This is a genomic window from Streptomyces sp. NPDC087787 (assembly GCF_044743035.1).
Taxonomy (GTDB): Bacteria; Actinomycetota; Actinomycetes; order Streptomycetales; family Streptomycetaceae; genus Streptomyces.
In genome coordinates, this window is the sequence record NZ_JBIUVQ010000016.1 from 99,817 (window position 1) to 117,618 (window position 17,802).

Genomic DNA, 17,802 nt, shown 5'->3' on the forward strand with positions numbered 1-17,802 from the left:
GTCGTTCTCAGGGTCGCCTCCGTCGCACGGCCCCTCGGCCTCCGCCCTCCCGCCACGGGAGGGCGGAGCGGGAAGCTGTCCGGCGGCAGATGGATGCAGGGGGAAAGGATCCGGAGCGGGCGGCACCGAACCCGCGACACGTCAGGTTGCCCGGCCCCCGAGGCCACCCGGCGGGCCATCGCGGACGCGGTCCACGCGGTGTGTTTGGGGGCGGGGTGCGCGGCGGCGCCGGCGTTCATGGTGCTGCTGGTGCCGGCGCCGCGCCGCTTCCGCGTACTGAAGGAGTAGGGCTGGCGGCTGCGGGGCTCTACTCGGCCCAGGCACCTTCCTTCAGGGCCGTGATGCTGTCCTGCACGGTTTCCATCTGGGTCCGTACGGCGTCCCACACCTCGCCGTGCTCGCGCAGGACCTGCTCGGTCTCGTGGGCGATCCGGTCGGCCCGCAGCCGGGCCCCGGCCAGCATCTCCGCCGCCCGCACGCGCGCCTCCTCCGGGGCCCGCCGCGCCGCCTCCCGCGCGTCGACGAGGGCCCGTTCCGCCTCGGACAGCGCCGTCTCGGCGGCCGCCACCCGTTCGGTGTGCCGCACCTCCAGCCCGGCCTGACGCTCCGCCACCTCATGCTCCGCGTCCACCAGTGCGTCCGCCTGCTCGCGGGACTGCTCGGTGAGCATCCCGGACGCGCGCTGCCGCGTCTCCCGCAGCGCCGCCAGCGCCTCGCCGCGTGACTCCTTCACCTCGCGCCGCACCGAGATCCGGATGTCCTCGGCCTCCGCCTGGGCCGCGAGGAGCCGCAGCCGGGCCCACTCGTCGGCCTCGGCGCGTACGGCGTCGGCGTACGCCCGCGCTTCCTGGAGCGCGCCGTCGGCGTACGTCCGCGCCGCCTCCAGGAGTCCGTCCCCCTCCTGCCGTGCCCGCTCCCGGACCGTCCGCGCCTCCTCCAGCCCCAGTTCGCACAGTCGCCGGGCGCCCTCGCCCAGCGACTCGTAGGACTGCTCGCCGAGCCCGGTGAGCTTCTCCCGCAGGGCCGCGAGTTCCTCCTCCATGGTCCTGGCCAGGACGGTCAGCCGCGCGGCCCGTTCCCAGGCGGCGTCCCGGCCGTCGGAGAGGGCGTCGGCGAAGGCGTTCACCTGATCGGGCCGGTAGCCGCGTCCCCGTACGGCCACGAAGCCGTGGAGCGACATCGGTGCGCTGCCCATCCTGGACCCCTCTTCGCCGGCGGTGATTTCGCGGACATCTTCGAGGATTGGCCGGAAATGTTCATAACGCGACACTCCGGGCGCAACGGGCGGTCGGTCGTGAACGCAAAAGGGCCGGACCCGGTCGCACGACCGGGTCCGGCCCCTGGGCCGAACGCTCACACGCTCACAGCAGTCCGTCCCACATCTGCTCCAGCAGCACCGACCACCAGCTCTCGGGCGAACCGAGCGCCGCCGGGTCGAGCGCGGCCAACTGCGCCTGGAAGTCGACGGTCCAGCGGCCCGCCTGCTCCTGGTTCAGGCCGAACCGCAGCCGCCACATCCGGCCGAGCAGCGCCAGGCAGCGCGCGAACTCCGGCAGACCGGTGTTCACGAACTGCGGCGCCACGGGCGCACCGCCAGGACCCGACTCCACGGGCACCGCCACGATGTTCGCCGTGCCGTACTGCACGCAGATCGCCTTGCCGAAGTCACTGCCCATGACGAGGTAGGAACCCGCGTCCGAGGCGGGCTGCACTCCGCGCTCGGCCGCCAGTTCCGCCAGCGTCGGCACCGGGCGCCCCGGCTGGGCCTGCGCCCAGAAGAACGGGCCCATGTCCATGGGCAGACCGGCCACCACCAGGGTGTGCGCCACGACCGGCGGCACGCCCTGGCGGGAGACCGCCGCCTGCTCGAACCGGAAGATCCCCGGCCCGAACGCCGACGCGAGCTCCTGCGCGATCGCCTCCGGCGGGATCGGCGGCACCGGCTGCACCGGCGGCAGTGGCGCGCGCACCGGTCCCGGACGGGCCGGGCCGTCCGCCACCTGGTGCAACTCGCCCTGGTGGGCGAGCAGTTGCTGCATGCCCTGCTGACGGCTCGCATGGTCGGTGCCGTACGGGGCGATGGACGCGATACGGGCCTGCGGCCACTGTTCACGGATCATCCGCGCGCAGTACGCACCCGGCAACTGGCAGGACTCCAGCTCCGTGTGCAGCTCCAGGACCCGGTCCGGCGGCACGTTCTTGGCCCGCAGCTCGTGGAAGATCTGCCACTCCGGGTGCGGGGTGCCGGGCGCGGAGCGCCGGATCAGCCGCTGCTCGGAACCGTCGTGCGCGCGGTAGCGCAACACGGCCTGATAGCCGGGCCCGACGGTCGGCTGCCCCTGCTGGGGGTAACCGTAGGCCGGCGGCCGCTGCCCGGGTCCGGGTGGCTGTCCGGGCATGACCTGACCGGGCATGGGCGGCTGACCGGGTACGGCCTGCCCCGGCACAGGCGGCACGCCCGGCGGCATCGGCGGCGGGGTGCCCGGAGGCACACCCGGCACACCAGGGGCGCCCGGGGGCGGCGGAGGCATGTGGGGGCCGCCCGGGGGCGGCGCGGCCAGCATCGTCTCCGCGTGGTGCACGACTCCCGGCGCGCCGGGGGCGGCGGGCATGCCCGGGGCACCCGGCGGCATGCCGGGGGCGCCCGGGGCCGCGGGAGCACCGGGCGGCGGCGGCTGCGGCGCGCCGGAGGCGCCCGGCGGCTTGAGCGCGCCCGGAGCGCCGGGCGGGGCCGGCGGGTGCGGGGCGCCCCCGCTGCTCTGGCCGGGGTCGGCGAGCATCGTGGCGGCGTGGTGGACGCCTCCCGGGGGCGTACCGCCGGGCACGCCCGGGCCGGTGAGGCCCTCGGGCCCGTCGGGGCCGAGCGACGACACGAGCTGGGTCGGTACGTATCCGCTCGCGGCGCCCGGCGGGGGCGGCGTGGACGGGGCACCCGGCCGCGCACCCGGCGTGCCCGGAGCACCCGGCGGCGGCGGCGCGGACGCATCACCCCCACGGCGGGGCGGAGGCGCCGCCTTGCTGGTCGCGGCGTCGGCGATGTCACCGGCGTCGGGCGCGAGCGGCGGCCGCCCGTGCGGGCCACCACCGGGCCCCTGCGGATGCCCATGGCCCGCGCCACCCACGGCCCCGGACGGCGGAGGCGGCGGCGAACCCGGAGCCACCGGGGCACCCGGCCCCTGCGGATACCCGTACTCCGGACCACCCGGCACACCCGGCGGAGGCGGCGGCGTACCCGCACCCGGAACCGGCGGAGGCGGCGTACCTGGAGCCGCCGGGGCGCCCGGTCCACCGGTCCCCTGCGGATGTCCATGGCCCGCGCCACCCACGGCCCCGGACGGCGGAGGCGGCGTACCCGGAGCCGCCGGGACGCCCGGTCCACCCGGTCCACCCGGCCCCTGCGGATACCCGTACCCGGCGCCGCCCGCCGCCCCGGACGGCGGCGGTGTACTGCCCTGCGGCCCGCCCTGGGCCGGTGAACTTCCCGGCGGGACAGGACCGTTGGGGCCGGCGACCGCCGGCCCGACGGTCGTGCGCGGGAGTGCGCTGCCGCCCGCCATCAGCGCCGTCTTGGCGTCCGACGGGGCGGCGGGCGGCGGGGTGTCGTCGTCGGAGCCGCTCAGCGGCGGCGCGAACACGGTCGCCGGCAGCGGCACGGAACGGTCGTCCCCGGTGTCGGCGTTGGTGTCCGTACCCGCCCACGGGGTCGCCCCCGCCGGCGTGCCCGGCGCACCCGCGCCCACCGGCATGCCCGCCTGCGTCCGGGGAAGCGGACCACTCCCGCCCGCCTCCGCCGACGCGGCGGCGGCGCCCGCGCCGCCCCCGGTGCCCGACTCACCGCGCCGGTCCGGAATGCCCATCCGGTCCGCCGCCTCCTGAAGCCACTCCGGCGGGGTCAGCAGGAAGGACGTCTGGTTCAGGTCCACCCGCGCCGGAGGCGGCGGGGCCGCGTCGGCGGCCGGCTCCACCCGGCCGTACTCCTCCTCGTACCGGCGCACCACCTCGCCCACCGGCAGCGCGGGCCACAGCGTGGCCTCCCCGCTGTCCCGGGCGATCACCAGCCGCTGCGCGCCCCCGTCCAGGCGCGGGCCGCCCTCGCGGTCCTCGGCCCACACCACGAAGCCCAGCTCGAACTCCCGGACCCGCACCTCGCGATGCTGGTACGCGGGCACGTCACCGTTGATCCACTCTTCCGCGCGTTCCTGCGCCTGCGCGAACGTCACCATCGCTCGGCTCACTCCCCCACCGACGAGACGGCCGCGGCACGGGCGAAGCCGCCGTCCACCATCAGATTCGCCACCGTCTCCAACTCCGGCGGCGAACCCGCCAGCCGGGAAAGGAACGCGTCGAAGTCGTCACCGCACGGCAGCAGCAGCCGCTGCACCCGCTCGGCCTGCGGCCAGGACGGATCCACGTCCCGCGCGTCGTCGTACGCGCAGAACCACACCGAACCCGACTGCTCGCCCTTCACCTTCACCGCGAGCAGTCCGCCCTGGACGAAGCCGACGGCCAGGTAGTCCTTGGTCAGATGGTCGCGCAGGCACTTGTTGACGTACACCAGGTCGTTGACCGCCGCCTCCTCACGGACCGTGAAGAACGGCTGGTCCACCAGCAGCCCCAACTCCGCGTCCAGGGCCGTCCCGACCGGCGCGCAGCCGCCCGCCGCCTTCAGGAACGAGCGGTAGGCGCCCGGCAGCCGGTACCCGAGGTCCTCCTCGACCCCCTGCACCTGCTGCTCCGACACCGCCACTCCCGACTTCGGCAGCCGGAAGTGCGCCGGCCGCGTCTCCTGCAACGGGCGGGTGCCCCGCTTGTTCTGGTCGACGTTCGCGGTCGCGATCCCGCCGTGGTGGCGCAGCAGCGCCTTCACCTCCACCGGGACCAGTTCCAGGCGCCGGGAGCCGGCCACGTGGTGCCACGTCCAGCCGTGCGGGGTCGCCACGTTCGGCACCGTGTCCCACAGTTCGTGCCCCGACGCCGCCATCGCCGCGTTCGCCGACACGTAGTCCGTCAGCCGCAGTTCGTCGACCCCGAAGCCCTGCGGCGGCTCCGCGATCTCCACCGCGGCCCGCGCGTAGGGCGAGAAGTCGGGGAAACCGCGGTCGTCCACCCGCACCCCTCGCGGGTGACGCGCGGCCCGGACCGGATCCGGAAAGTGCACGATTTGCCCGGCATAGGCCGCGTTCGGCGGCACGGCCTGTCCCCCAGCCCGGGGGCCGGGTGGCACCCCCAGCCCGAGCCGACCTGTCGTCATGGCTGCTGCCCCCTGAGGCACTCTGTACGGCCCACGCCGACCGGCTCGCTGCTCCGCCCGCCGAGGCCCGTATCCCTACTTCTCTCCAACGCGTCCACCGCGCGCACCGCGGCGTGCCGACAGCCTATGCGGTACGACGTCACCGGTCACCGGGCCGCCACCCGCCGAACCGGCCCTGCCGTGACCAGCCGTCACCTTCCAGTGACGCACTGCCCCGGACGGGGTGTGTCACACCGCCCCAGCTTCCGCAGCAGGCACGCCATTTGGCACTCTGTGAGTTTCCGGGGGGATGCACGGGAGGGAAAGATGATCATGAACGCGACGCAGACGGGACCGCACACCAGCGCTTCCGGAGACCCAAGAGTCGGCTGGAGCAGCGCCGACGCACCGCACGCGCCGGCACTCCGCCACCGCCGCGACGGCATCCTGCCGACCGTCGCGGCCGCGCTCTCGGTGCGCGGCGCCACCCTCACCGGCACCGCCGCCCGGGGCGAGGAGCCGCCGGCCCTGCACCACCTCGTCCAGGACTTCCTCGACGCCCTCACCAGCGCCCAGCGCGACCGCTTCACCGGCCGCTGCGCCGAGACCATCCTGATCTCCCGGCACATCACCGCCGCCGACGCGGCCCGCAGCAAACGTGCCGCCCGCAAACCCATGAGCAACGGCGAGGCCCGCAAGAGCCTGAAGCACGCCAAGCTCACCACCCGCCGCATCCGTGAGGACGGCGATCCCCTGCACGGCAGCTTCGCCGGCCCCTGCCGGTCCTGCACCGCGCTCAGCGCCCATTTCGGCGTCCGCATCGTCGACCCCACCGCCGGCAAGGGCTGACCCACCGGCCTGGAACCCCGGCCGCGGCCCCCGCGAGACCCCCCACCCGCACGCCGCCACGGCACCACCCGCCACGGCACGACCCACGAACGAAGGGCAGATGCACACCGAACGAGCCTCCTTCCCCCAGCAAGCCGAGAGCGGGGGAGGAGCCGCACGCTTCCCCGGGCCCGTCGAGACCGCGCTGCGCGCCGCCGGCTGGCGACCGGGGCGCTGGAACATAAAACAGGCCGAGATGTGGGCCGACGCCCTGCGCGAGCACCTCTCGCCCGCCGGCCACCACCACGCCGTGTTCCCCGCCGCCGTCGAGGCCTGGGCGGAGTTCGGCGGCCTGCGCGTCTCGCCCACCGGCCCCGGCCGCCGGATCGCCCCCGCCGTCCTGGACCTGGACCCGCTGCACGGCCTCCACATGGCCCGCACCCTCGGCGACCTCGGCCGCGCCCTGGACACCGAGGTCTGCTCGCTGGGCACCGAGACCGACAGCCGGTCCCTGCTCGCCATCGACGCCGAAGGCCGTGTCTACGCCCTCGACCACACCGGCGACTGGTACCTCGGCCCCGACATCGACCTGGCCCTGTCGGCCCTCGTCTCCGGCACGGAACCGGTACGGCTCACCACGGGCTGAGCACCCGTACACAGCAACGCGCGTACGCACACGCGCGCGTGTGCGTACCCGCTCACCACGTGCCGGCCGGAAGGCCCGCTACGACGCCGGGATCACCGCCGACACCCGGAAGCCCCCCGCCTCCGTCGGCCCCGACACGAACACTCCGCCCAGCGCGACGACCCGCTCCCGCATCCCGAGCAGTCCGTTCCCGCCCGACGGCAGCCTCGCCGCCGACGCCGAGGCGGGTTCGGGCGGCGGCTCGTTCTCCACCTGCATCGCGATCTCCGCCGTCCGGTGCGCCAGCCGCACGTACGTCTGCGCCCCCGCCGCGTGCTTGTGGACGTTGGTCAGCGCCTCCTGCACCACGCGGTACGCCGTCTGCTCGACCTCCGCCGCGTACGAGCGGGCCGTGCCCTGCACCGAGAGGTCGACGGGCATCCCGGCGGCCGCCGACTGCCCGACCAGTTCGTCCAGCTCCGACAGGCACGGCCCCTCGGGCACTCCGTCGGCGGCGCGGGAGGCCGCGGCCGCCGCGGCGGCCCCCACCGCGGCGAGCGGCACGTCGTCCGCCGCACGGGACGCACCCTGCTCCGGCACGTACGCCCGGGGCCGGGTCTTGGCGGGCTCCGTGCTGCGCAGCACCCCCAGCATCTCCCGCAGCTCGGTCAGCGCCTGCCGCCCCATGTCCCCCACCAGGGCCGCGTTCTTCACCGCCTTCTCGGGGTCCTTGCGGGCCACGGCCTGCAACGCGGCGGCGTGGACCACCATCAGACTCACCCGGTGCGCGACCACGTCGTGCATCTCCCGCGCGATCCGGGTCCGCTCCTCGTTGCGGGCCCACTCGGCCCGCTCCTCCGCACGCTCCGCGAGCAGCTGCAGCTCCCGCTCAAGACTGTCCGCCCGCTCCCGCAGGCTCTCCATCAGCCGCCGCCGGGCCCCGACATACAGGCCGAGAAGCAGAGGAGGCGCCGTCAGCCCGAGCGAGGTGGTCACCGCGGCGAAGGGCACGAACCAGTTGCCGAGGGTCAGGTCCCCGCGCGCCATGTCCTGGTGCACCCGCACGAACGTCACGATCATCGTCCCGACCAGGGACATCCCGGCCAGCGCGGCGATCACTCTGCGGGGCAGCTCGCACGAGGCCAGGGTGTACAGCCCGACGATGCCCATCAGGAAGCCCATCTGGGCCGGCGTGATGGCGATGGCCACCAGCACCACGGCGATCGGCCACCGCCGCCGGATGAGCAGCACGGCCCCCGCCACCACCCCGAACACGATGCCCAGGGACACCGGAATCCCCGCGTCCCTGGCGAACGGCACCCCCTCGGCCCCGCACTCCAGGGCGGACACCAGCGCGAGTCCCCCGTCGAGTGCCGCGCTGCGCCGTCGCGCCCACCACCACGGCCCGGTCAGGACCGCCTCGTGGTCTTCCCCCGTCGTGGTCATGGCTCCAGCCTACGGGCGGCTGCCAGGGCGGGCGGAACGGATTCGTGGCCCTGAGCCGGGCACGTCTCCGGTATGGTCTGAAGCGCTGTCCCCCGTGGTGTAACTGGCAGCACACTGGTTTTTGGTACCAGCAGGACAAGGTTCGAATCCTTGCGGGGGAGCTCCGGCGCAGAAAGTCTCATTCCGGGTCCCGCCCTCACGGGCCGGGACCCGTTCTCATATCCCCCCACAACCGCCCCGGTATCCTGCGGATGTCCACCCCCACCCATCCACAGCCGAAGGGCATCCCGTGAGCGCCATTCGCCCGGCAGCCGTCGTCGTTCTCGCAGCGGGTGAGGGCACCCGTATGAAGTCGGCCACACCGAAGGTCCTGCATGAGATCTGCGGCCGGTCACTGGTGGGTCATGTGCTCGCCGCCGCACGCGAGTTGAAGCCGGAGAACCTGGTCGTCGTGGTCGGGCACGCGCGGGAGCGGGTGACCGCGCACCTGGCCGAGGCCGACCCCGGGGTCCGCACCGCCGTGCAGGAGAAGCAGAAGGGCACCGGGCACGCGGTCCGGATGGGCCTCGAGGAGCTCGGCGGCCCCGTCGAGGGGACCGTGATCGTGGTCTGCGGCGACACTCCCCTCCTCACCGGTGAGACCCTCCAGCGGCTGGCCGGCGCGCACCAGGAGGACGGCAACGCCGTCACCGTGCTCAGCGCTCAGGTCCCGGACGCGACCGGTTACGGCCGGATCGTGCGCGAGGCCGGTACGGGCGCGGTGACCGCGATCGTCGAGCACAAGGACGCCACCGAGGACCAGCGGGCGATCCGGGAGATCAACTCCGGGGTGTTCGCGTTCGACGGGCGGCTGCTGGCCGAGGCGCTGGGCCAGGTCCGGACGAACAACAGCCAGCACGAGGAGTACCTCACCGACGTCCTCGGGATCCTGCGCGAGGCCGGGCACCGGGTCGGTGCCTGCGTGGCCGGCGACCACCGGGAGATCGCCGGGATCAACAACCGCGTGCAGCTCGCCGAGGCGCGGCGGACCCTCAACGACCGCCTCCTGACGGACGCGATGCTGGCCGGTGTCACGGTCGTCGACCCGGCGACCACCTGGATCGACGTGACGGTGACCTTCGAGCAGGACGTCGTCGTGCACCCGGGCACGCAGCTGCACGGGACGACCCGGCTCGGCGAGGGCTGCGAGGTGGGCCCCAACAGCCGGCTGACGGACACCCGGGTCGGCCCGGGGGCGCGGGTGGACAACACGGTGGCCGACGGCGCCGTGGTGGGCGCGCAGGCCTCCGTGGGGCCGTACGCGTACCTGCGGCCGGGTACGCGGCTCGGGGCGAAGTCCAAGGTGGGCACGTACGTCGAGACGAAGAACGCCTCGATCGGCGAGGGCACCAAGGTTCCCCACCTGTCGTACGTCGGTGACGCCACCATCGGCGAGTACACGAACATCGGCGCGGCGAGCGTGTTCGTGAACTACGACGGGGAGAGCAAGCACCACACGACGGTCGGCTCGCACTGCAAGACCGGTTCGGACAACATGTTTGTGGCTCCCGTCACGATCGGGGACGGCGCCTACACCGCCGCCGGGTCCGTGATCACCAAGAGCGTGCCGCCGGGTTCGCTGGCCGTGGCCCGTGGCCAGCAGCGGAATATCGAGGGCTGGGTGGCTCGCAAGCGTCCCGGAAGCGCGGCGGCGAAGGCGGCCGAGGCGGCATCCGGACAGCCGGAGAGCAAAGCCTGACCGGAAACCGGCACGCCAAAGACGGCGTACCGTGATAAGTGCACACGTCCCCACGTCCCCACCCTGCTGCGAACACCCGCTGAGGAGACACTGCTGTGACCGGGATCAAGACGACCGGCGAGAAGAAGATGATGTTCTTCTCCGGCCGCGCCCACCCCGAGCTTGCCGAGGAAATCGCCCACGAGCTGGGTGTCGGGGTCGTCCCGACCAAAGCGTTCGACTTCGCGAACGGCGAGATCTACGTGCGTTACCAGGAGTCGGCCCGCGGCGCGGACTGCTTCCTGATCCAGAGCCACACTGCTCCGATCAACAAGTGGATCATGGAGCAGCTGATCATGATCGACGCGCTGAAGCGCGCGTCGGCCCGTTCCATCACGGTCATCGTCCCGTTCTACGGTTACGCGCGGCAGGACAAGAAGCACCGGGGACGTGAACCGATCTCGGCGCGCCTGATCGCGGATCTGATGAAGACCGCGGGCGCCGACCGCATCCTGACCGTGGATCTGCACACGGACCAGATCCAGGGCTTCTTCGACGGACCGGTGGACCACCTGTTCGCGCTGCCGCTGCTGGCGGACTACGTGGGCAACAAGGTGGACCGTTCGAAGCTGACGGTGGTCTCCCCGGACGCCGGCCGGGTGCGGGTGGCGGACCGCTGGTGCGACCGCCTGGGCGCCCCGCTGGCGATCGTGCACAAGCGGCGTGACAAGGACGTGGCGAACAAGGTCACCGTGCACGAGGTCGTCGGTGACGTGAAGGGCCGCGTCTGCGTCCTGGTGGACGACATGATCGACACGGGTGGCACCATCTGCGCGGCGGCGGACGCCCTGTTCGCGCACGGCGCGGACGACGTGATCGTGACGGCGACGCACGGTGTGCTGTCGGGTCCCGCGGCGGACCGGCTGAAGAACTCCAAGGTGAGCGAGTTCGTGTTCACCAACACGCTGCCGACGCCGAACGAGCTGGAACTGGACAAGATCACGGTGCTGTCCATCGCGCCGACGATCGCGCGCGCGGTGCGCGAGGTGTTCGAGGACGGTTCGGTGACGAGCCTGTTCGACGAGCAGTGACGACCAGGCCTGTGGAACGATCAGGCCCGTAGATCGTTTTGGGTCCGGCCTCCCGCTCCGAGTAGACTGCTGCAGTTGCTCGGCGAGGGAGGCCGTACTCGTTCTCGTGTACGGCGATCCGTTATCGACGCGCTCTTCGTAGCAGGCCGTTCGTGGCCGGGTGACCCCGCCCGTTTTCCGTGTACCTCTACGAGGAGTGAAGAGCATGTCCGAGGTGAAGCTCGCCGCCGAGACGCGCACCGAGTTCGGCAAGGGTGCCGCCCGCCGTGTCCGCCGTGAGAACAAGGTTCCCGGTGTGCTGTACGAGCACGGCATGGTGCCGATCCACCTGACGCTGCCGGGTCACGACCTGCTGATGGCGCTGCGTACCCCCAACGTCCTGATCTCGCTGGACATCGACGGCAAGACCAACGAGCTGGCGATCCCGAAGGCCGTGCAGCGCGACCCGCTGAAGGGCCACCTGGTGCACGTGGACCTGCTGATGGTCAAGCGCGGCGAGCGCGTCGTCGTCGAGATCCCCGTCGTCGCCGAGGGCGAGCTGGCCCCGGGCGGCAACCTGCTGGAGCACGTCCTGTCGGCGCTGCCGGTCGAGGCCGAGGCCACCACCATCGCGGACCAACTCACGGTCTCCGTGCAGGGTCTGGCGGCCGGTGCCGCGATCCAGGCCAAGGACATCGCCCTGCCGAGCGGTGTGAAGCTGGCCGTGGACGAGGACACGGTGGTGCTGCAGGTCCTGGCCGCGCAGGCCGAGGAGGCCCCGGCGGGCGAGGAAGGCGAAGAGGCCGCGCAGGCCTGAGCCCGACCGTCGTCGTTCCGCCGGCCGCCGCTTCCCTCGGGGGGCGGCGGCCGGCGCGTATGACGCCTATTGAGGAGACATGGACGTGACGACCTCCGCGAACGATCCCTGGCTGATCGTCGGCCTCGGCAATCCCGGACCGGAGTACGCCATGAACCGGCACAACGTCGGGTTCATGGCGGTGGATCTGCTGGCCGACCGGATCGGGGGCCGGTTCAAGCGGGCGGGCAAGGCGCAGGCCCAGGTGGTGGAGGGGCGGATCGGTCCCCCCGGGCCGGAGAGCCGCCGGGTGGTCCTGGTGAAGCCGATGTCGTTCATGAACCTGTCCGGCGGACCGGTGAACGCGCTGCGCGACTTCTACAAGGTGCCGCTCGGCAACATCGTGGCGGTCCACGACGAACTGGACATCGACTACGGCGTGCTGCGGCTGAAGCTGGGCGGCGGCGACAACGGCCACAACGGGCTGAAGTCGATGACGAAGGCGATGGGTCCCGACTACCACCGGGTGCGGTTCGGGATCGGGCGCCCGCCGGGCCGGATGCAGGTGGCGGACTTCGTGCTCAAGGACTTCTCCTCCGCCGAGCGCAAGGAGCTGGACTACTTCGTGGACCGGGCGGCGGACTCGGTGGAGTGCCTGCTGGCGGAGGGTCTGGAGCGGGCGCAAAGCGCGTACAACTCCTGACTTGTCCCCCTGCTGACGGCCCCCGGAGTTGACCGCTCGTAGCGACATGGCCAATGATCCCGGCCATGCCTGCCGCCACCGCAAGACGTTCCCGCCAGGCCTCCCACACCGCACTCCGGTTCGGCCGGGTGGCGGCCATGGGCGCGGTCACGGTGCTGATCCTCATCGCGGGTGTGTGGGCGTCCTGGCACACCGCGCCGTACGTGATGCTCACCAAGGGACGCGAGCACGGCACGATCGAGGTGACGCGGTGCGTGGGCGACACGTGCACCGGGCCCTACACCCCCGTCTCCACGGGGTCGACGGCCCGCGACCGGGCGGTGATCGACCACACCGTTGCGGTGCGCAAGGGGCAGACCTACAGCGTCGTCGTGAAACCGGGGACCGACGAGGTGGTCCGCTCGGGCCCCGCCGGGATCCTGTACGCGTGGGCCCCGCTGGGCGGTGCGCTGCTGCTGGCCTCGGTGGTCGTGGCGGGCGGGCTGCGGCGGACCCGGGCGGCGTGGGTGCTGGCGGGCTCCGGGATCGCGCTGCTGACGGCGGTCTTCGTGGCGCTGTGAGCCGTAGGGCAGTGGTGAGTCGTAGGACATGAGAGTGCCCCCGGTCCCGTACGGAGATCCGTACGGGACCGGGGGCATTCGTGTGCCGGTCAGCCGGTGTTGCGCAGGCCGGCCGCCACGCCGTTGACGGTGAGCAGCAGGGCCCGGGAGAGCAGCGGGTCCGGCTCCTGGCCGGCCGCCGCCGCGTCGCGCTGCCGCTTGAGCAGGGTGACCTGGAGGTAGGAGATCGGGTCGAGGTAGGCGTCGCGGATGGCGAAGGTCTGCCGGAGCACGGGCTGGGCGTCGAGGAGTTCGCTCTCGCCGGTGACGCGCAGCACCTCGCGCACGGTGAGTTCGTGCTCGGCCCGGATGGTGTCGAAGATGTGCTTGAGCTCGTCGGGGACGAGGGTGTCGACGTAGTGCTGCGCGATGCGCAGGTCGGTCTTGGCGAGGGTCATCTCGACGTTGGAGATGAAGTTGCGGAAGAAGTGCCACTGCCCGTGCATCTCGTCGAGCACGGTGTCCCCTTCCAGCCGCAGGCCGGCCTCGCGCAGCGCCTTCAGGCCGGAGCCCACGCCGAACCAGCCGGGCACGATCTGCCGGGACTGGGTCCAGCCGAACACCCAGGGGATGGCCCGCAGTCCGTCGAGTCCGGCGCCGGAGTCGGGGCGGCGCGAGGGCCGTGAGCCCAGGTGCAGGTCGGCGAGCTGGTCCACGGGGGTGGAGGCGAAGAAGTACGCCGGCAGGTCGGGGTCCTCGACGAGCCTGCGGTAGGCGGCGTGGGCGGCGTCGGACACCACGTCCATCGCCGCGTCCCAGCGGGCCAGCGCCTCCACCGACTGGCGCGGGGCGGTGTGCAGGGCGGATGCCTGGAGGGTCGCCGCGAGCGTCAGTTCCAGGTTCTCCCGGGCCAGGGACGGGATGAGGTACTTGTCGGAGATGACCTCGCCCTGCTCGGTCACCTTGATCTCGCCCTCCAGGGTGCCCCAGGGCTGGGCGAGGATCGCGTCGTGGGTGGGGCCGCCGCCGCGGCCGACGGTGCCGCCACGGCCGTGGAAGAGCCGCAGCCGTACGCCGTAGCGGTGGGCGACGTCGCGCAGCCGCCGCTGGGCGCGGTGGATCTCCCACTGGCTGGTGGTGATGCCGCCGAACTTGGAGGAGTCGGAGTAGCCGAGCATGACCTCCTGCACATCGCCCCTCAGCGCGACCAGGCGCCGGTAGGACGGGTCGGAGAGCATGTCCTCCAGGATGGTGTCGGCTGCCCTGAGCTCGTCGGTGGTCTCAAGGAGCGGCACGATGCCGATCTTCGCCCAGCCGGCGTGCAGGTCGACGAGTCCGGCCTCGCGGGCCAGGACGGCGGCGGCGAAGACGTCGTCGGCACCCTGGCACATGGAGATGATGTACGACTCGATCACCTCGGGCCCGAAGACGCGCAGGGCCCGCTTGACCGTCTCGAAGACGCCGAGCGTCTTGGCGCCGGCCGCGTCGACGGGAGCCGGGCTCGGGCCGAGCGGCCGCCTGGACCTCAGCTCCTTGGCGAGCAGCTTGGCGCGGTACTCGCGGGGCATGTCGGCGTAGCGCCAGGACTCCTCGCCAAGTCGGTCGAACAGCTGACCGAGGGCGTGGTGGTGGGCGTCGGCGTGCTCGCGGACGTCCATGGTGGCCAGCTGGAGGCCGAAGGCGGCCAGGGTGCGGATGGTGCGGCCCAGGCGGCCGTCGGCGAACAGGCCGCCGCGGTTCTCGCGCAGGGACTCCTGGATGATCCGCAGGTCGCCCAGGAGTTCGGCGGTGCCGAGGTAGTCGCGTCCCGGCTCGTGCGGGGTGCCGGTGGCCAGGCGCTGCTTGGTGTTGACGAGCTTCTGGCGGATGCAGGTGGCCTTGAGCCGGTAGGGCTCCTCGGCGTTGAGCCGCTTGTAGCGGGGGCTGATCTCCGGCAGGTTCTCCAGGTCGGTCCCGAGGGACTGGAGCAGCGCGTCGGTGGCGCCGGTGTAGCGGATCGAGTTGGACAGGAAGCCGCGCAGCTCGTCGATCATGTCGAGGGCGTCGTTGATGCCGTGCTCGTGCTGGAGGATCAGCACGTCCCAGGTGACCTCGGGAGTCACGTTGGGGTTTCCGTCGCGGTCGCCGCCGATCCAGGTGCCGAAGGTGAGGGGGCGGGTGTCGTCGGGCAGCTTGACGCCGACGCGCTCCAGTTCCGCGGTGAGGTCCTCCAGGACGTCGCCGACGGCGCCGGCGTGGAGTTCGTCGAGGTAGTAGATGGCGTTGCGGGACTCGTCGGCGGGCTCGGGGCGGACCACGCGGAGTTCGTCGGTCTGCCAGACGAGGTCGATGTTCTCCGCCAGCCGGGTGTCCAGGCGGCGGCGGTCGGACTCGGCGACCGGGGCCTCCAGGAGCGCGGCGATGCGCCGGAGCTTGTTGAGCACCGAGCGGCGGGCGGCCTCGGTGGGGTGGGCGGTGAACACCGGGCGGACGTTGAGGTGCCGGACGGTCTCCCGCAGGTGCTCGGGGTCGGCGTCCTTGAGGCGGTCGGCGGTGCGGGCCAGCAGTCCGCCCTCCGCGGCACGCCGGGCACGCAGTTCGCGTCCGCGGTGCACCTGCTCGGTGACGTTCGCCAGGTGGAAGTAGGTGGAGAAGGCGCGGACCAGCTTGGCCGCGGTGTCGAGTTCGGTACCGCGCAGCAGTTCGGCGGCGGCCTCACCGTCCTCCCGGGTGAGGCGGCGGACCTTCTCGACGAGGTCCAGGAGTTCGGGGCCTTCCTGCCGTACGAGGGCCTCCCCGAGAAGGTCACCCAATCGGCGGATGTCGGCACGCAGCTCGGCGCTGGTCGTCGTCTGGTCGTCGGCACTGCTCACAGGTGCGGCTCCTTGCGGGTTGAAGCACGTCTGGGAGGGGACCCGGACGGGTGCCGCGCGGCGGCTGCCGCTTACGGGCCGAGTGTCCGGGAAGGAATTCTTCAGAGCGGACCGCGCTGTCCGACCGCCTCCAAGTCTAGGTGTCGCGGGGGACGCGCAGACCAGGGGCTCTTGCCGCGGCGCGACGCGCTGCCATACTTACGACGCCGTAGGTTACGGAACCGTAGGGAGCTGACCGGTTCCCTGACCCCGACGACCCGTCTCGACTCTCGACCCCACAGGGGACGCCCATGACCACAAGCTCCGATGTGATCGACGACGCCCCGAAGGCGACCGACACCTCTCTTGCCTCCGCCACCCTTGGAGGTGAGCAGAAGCGTTCGATCGAGCAGATCACGCTGCTGCTCTTCATCACCGTTCCGTTCCTCGCACTGCTCGCCGCGGTGCCGCTGGCATGGGGCTGGGGGGTGAGCTGGCTGGACCTCGGCCTGCTGGTCTTCTTCTACTTCCTCGGCTGTCACGGCATCACGATCGGTTTCCACCGGCATTTCACGCATGGCTCATTCAAGGCGAAGCGGCCCCTGAAGATCGCGCTGGCGATCGCGGGGTCCATGGCGGTCGAGGGACCCCTGGTCCGCTGGGTCGCCGACCACCGCCGCCACCACAAGTTCTCCGACCACGAGGGTGATCCGCACTCCCCGTGGCGGTACGGCGAGACGGTCCCGGCGCTGCTGAAGGGCCTGTGGTGGGCCCATATCGGCTGGATGTTCGACGAGGAGCAGACGCCGCAGGACAAGTACGCCCCGGACCTGATCAAGGACCGGACCCTGCGGGCGGTCTCCCGTCAGTTCATCCTCTGGACGGCGGTGTCGCTGCTGCTGCCGGCGCTGATCGGCGGCCTGGTCACGATGTCGTGGTGGGGCGCGTTCACCGCGTTCTTCTGGGGCTCGCTCGTCCGGGTGGCGCTGCTGCACCACGTGACCTGGTCGATCAACTCCATCTGCCACGCGGTCGGCAAGCGCCCGTTCAAGTCGCGGGACCGCTCCGGCAACGTGTGGTGGCTGGCGATCCTGTCCTGCGGCGAGTCCTGGCACAACCTGCACCACGCCGACCCGACCTCCGCCCGGCACGGCGTGGAGCGCGGACAGATCGACTCCTCGGCCCGGATCATCCGCTGGTTCGAGCGGCTCGGCTGGGCCCACGACGTGCGCTGGCCGTCACGCTCGCGTATCGATTCCCGTCGCAACGACGAGCAGGGCGGCTCCCGGCGCCGGAGGAAGACCGCCGAGGCGGCATGATTGACGGCGTGGCGACCGACTCGAGCACTTCCAGCAATGAAAAGCCGCGGCGCACGCGCCGTACCCGGATGACCGGTGCCGAGCGCCGCCAGCAACTGCTGGAGATCGGTCGCACGCTGTTCGCGGCGAAGGGTTTCGAGGGCACCTCGGTGGAGGAGATCGCGGCGAAGGCCGGGGTGTCCAAGCCGGTGGTGTACGAGCACTTCGGCGGCAAGGAGGGCCTGTACGCGGTGGTGGTCGACCGCGAGATGCGGCGGCTCCTCGACATGGTGACCGGCTCGCTGACCGCGGGCCACCCCCGCGAGCTGTGCGAGCAGGCGGCGTTCGCCCTGCTGGACTACATCGAGGAGTACACGGACGGCTTCCGTATCCTGGTCCGCGACTCCCCCATCCCCCAGTCGACGGGGTCCTTCGCGTCCCTGATCTCCGACATCGCCACCCAGGTGGAGGACATCCTGGGCCGCGAGTTCAAGTCCCGCGGCTTCGATTCGAAGCTGGCCCCGCTGTACGCGCAGGCGCTGGTCGGCATGGTCGCCCTGACCGGCCAGTGGTGGCTGGACGTGCGCCGCCCGAAGAAGGCCGAGGTCGCCGCCCACCTGGTCAACCTGGCCTGGCACGGCCTCGACGGGCTGGAGCCGCGGCCCCGGCTGATCGGGCACCGGAAGAGCTGAGATCGCCCCATTGAGTGATCTCAATAG

At 72.4% G+C, this 17,802-nt stretch carries 14 protein-coding genes and 1 tRNA gene; 10 read left to right on the forward strand and 5 right to left on the reverse strand.

What is annotated here, in order from left to right; genetic code table 11:
• Positions 1 to 307: 307 nt before the first annotated feature.
• The 3 genes from ACIOWN_RS24815 to ACIOWN_RS24825 form a co-directional block, all read right to left on the reverse strand.
• Positions 308 to 1,195 carry a cellulose-binding protein gene (locus tag ACIOWN_RS24815; RefSeq protein WP_401983348.1) on the reverse strand — a complete coding sequence of 296 codons (888 nt, stop codon included), beginning with the start codon at positions 1,193 to 1,195 and terminating at the stop codon, positions 308 to 310.
• 166 nt (positions 1,196 to 1,361) lie between these two features.
• Positions 1,362 to 4,223, reverse strand: a complete 2,862-nt coding sequence (locus ACIOWN_RS24820; protein WP_401983349.1) for an SUKH-4 family immunity protein — start codon at positions 4,221 to 4,223, stop codon at positions 1,362 to 1,364.
• An 8-nt stretch (positions 4,224 to 4,231) separates the two neighbouring features.
• Positions 4,232 to 5,251 (reverse strand): SMI1/KNR4 family protein, encoded by a 1,020-nt coding sequence (locus ACIOWN_RS24825; protein ID WP_362345398.1) that lies wholly within the window; start codon positions 5,249 to 5,251, stop codon positions 4,232 to 4,234.
• Positions 5,252 to 5,563: 312 nt separating this feature from the next.
• Between ACIOWN_RS24825 and ACIOWN_RS24830 the strand changes: the two genes are divergently transcribed.
• Together ACIOWN_RS24830 and ACIOWN_RS24835 are read left to right on the forward strand one after the other, a co-directional pair.
• Complete coding sequence (locus tag ACIOWN_RS24830; RefSeq protein ID WP_362345400.1) at positions 5,564 to 6,079, forward strand: YwqJ-related putative deaminase; 516 nt, start codon at positions 5,564 to 5,566, stop codon at positions 6,077 to 6,079.
• A gap of 100 nt (positions 6,080 to 6,179) precedes the next feature.
• The gene (locus ACIOWN_RS24835; protein WP_401983350.1) at positions 6,180 to 6,704 is read left to right on the forward strand and encodes an SUKH-3 domain-containing protein; all 525 of its coding nucleotides are present in this window, start codon (positions 6,180 to 6,182) and stop codon (positions 6,702 to 6,704) included.
• Between the two features lie 78 nt (positions 6,705 to 6,782).
• On the opposite strand, the gene ACIOWN_RS24840 is transcribed toward ACIOWN_RS24835, so the two are convergent.
• Positions 6,783 to 8,129, reverse strand: a complete 1,347-nt coding sequence (locus tag ACIOWN_RS24840) for a sensor histidine kinase (protein ID WP_401983351.1) — start codon at positions 8,127 to 8,129, stop codon at positions 6,783 to 6,785.
• An 88-nt stretch (positions 8,130 to 8,217) separates the two neighbouring features.
• Here ACIOWN_RS24840 and ACIOWN_RS24845 point away from each other — a divergent pair.
• The 6 genes from ACIOWN_RS24845 to ACIOWN_RS24870 all read left to right on the forward strand — a co-directional run bounded on the left by ACIOWN_RS24845 (position 8,218) and on the right by ACIOWN_RS24870 (position 12,975).
• Positions 8,218 to 8,290 (forward strand) — tRNA-Gln (locus ACIOWN_RS24845).
• A gap of 128 nt (positions 8,291 to 8,418) precedes the next feature.
• Positions 8,419 to 9,867: a bifunctional UDP-N-acetylglucosamine diphosphorylase/glucosamine-1-phosphate N-acetyltransferase GlmU gene (gene glmU / locus ACIOWN_RS24850; protein ID WP_401983352.1), complete on the forward strand. Its 1,449-nt coding sequence runs from the start codon at positions 8,419 to 8,421 to the stop codon at positions 9,865 to 9,867.
• Positions 9,868 to 9,962: 95 nt separating this feature from the next.
• Positions 9,963 to 10,937: a ribose-phosphate diphosphokinase gene (locus ACIOWN_RS24855; protein WP_362345407.1), complete on the forward strand. Its 975-nt coding sequence runs from the start codon at positions 9,963 to 9,965 to the stop codon at positions 10,935 to 10,937.
• 205 nt (positions 10,938 to 11,142) lie between these two features.
• Positions 11,143 to 11,733, forward strand: a complete 591-nt coding sequence (locus ACIOWN_RS24860; protein ID WP_362345409.1) for a 50S ribosomal protein L25/general stress protein Ctc — start codon at positions 11,143 to 11,145, stop codon at positions 11,731 to 11,733.
• Positions 11,734 to 11,812: 79 nt separating this feature from the next.
• Positions 11,813 to 12,415: an aminoacyl-tRNA hydrolase gene (gene pth / locus ACIOWN_RS24865; RefSeq protein ID WP_362345411.1), complete on the forward strand. Its 603-nt coding sequence runs from the start codon at positions 11,813 to 11,815 to the stop codon at positions 12,413 to 12,415.
• 53 nt (positions 12,416 to 12,468) lie between these two features.
• Positions 12,469 to 12,975, forward strand: coding sequence for a hypothetical protein (locus ACIOWN_RS24870; protein ID WP_401983353.1), 507 nt, complete (start codon positions 12,469 to 12,471; stop codon positions 12,973 to 12,975).
• An 89-nt stretch (positions 12,976 to 13,064) separates the two neighbouring features.
• On the opposite strand, the gene ppc is transcribed toward ACIOWN_RS24870, so the two are convergent.
• A complete protein-coding gene (gene ppc / locus ACIOWN_RS24875) occupies positions 13,065 to 15,806 on the reverse strand; it encodes a phosphoenolpyruvate carboxylase (protein WP_401983354.1) in 2,742 nt (913 codons plus the stop codon).
• A 290-nt stretch (positions 15,807 to 16,096) separates the two neighbouring features.
• On the opposite strand from ppc, the gene ACIOWN_RS24880 reads away from it, so the two are divergent.
• Positions 16,097 to 17,104 (forward strand): acyl-CoA desaturase, encoded by a 1,008-nt coding sequence (locus tag ACIOWN_RS24880; RefSeq protein ID WP_362345416.1) that lies wholly within the window; start codon positions 16,097 to 16,099, stop codon positions 17,102 to 17,104.
• The gene (locus ACIOWN_RS24885; protein ID WP_358734940.1) at positions 17,101 to 17,775 is read left to right on the forward strand and encodes a TetR/AcrR family transcriptional regulator; all 675 of its coding nucleotides are present in this window, start codon (positions 17,101 to 17,103) and stop codon (positions 17,773 to 17,775) included. Before ACIOWN_RS24880 ends, ACIOWN_RS24885 begins: the two co-directional genes overlap by 4 nt.
• Positions 17,776 to 17,802: the final 27 nt, after the last annotated feature.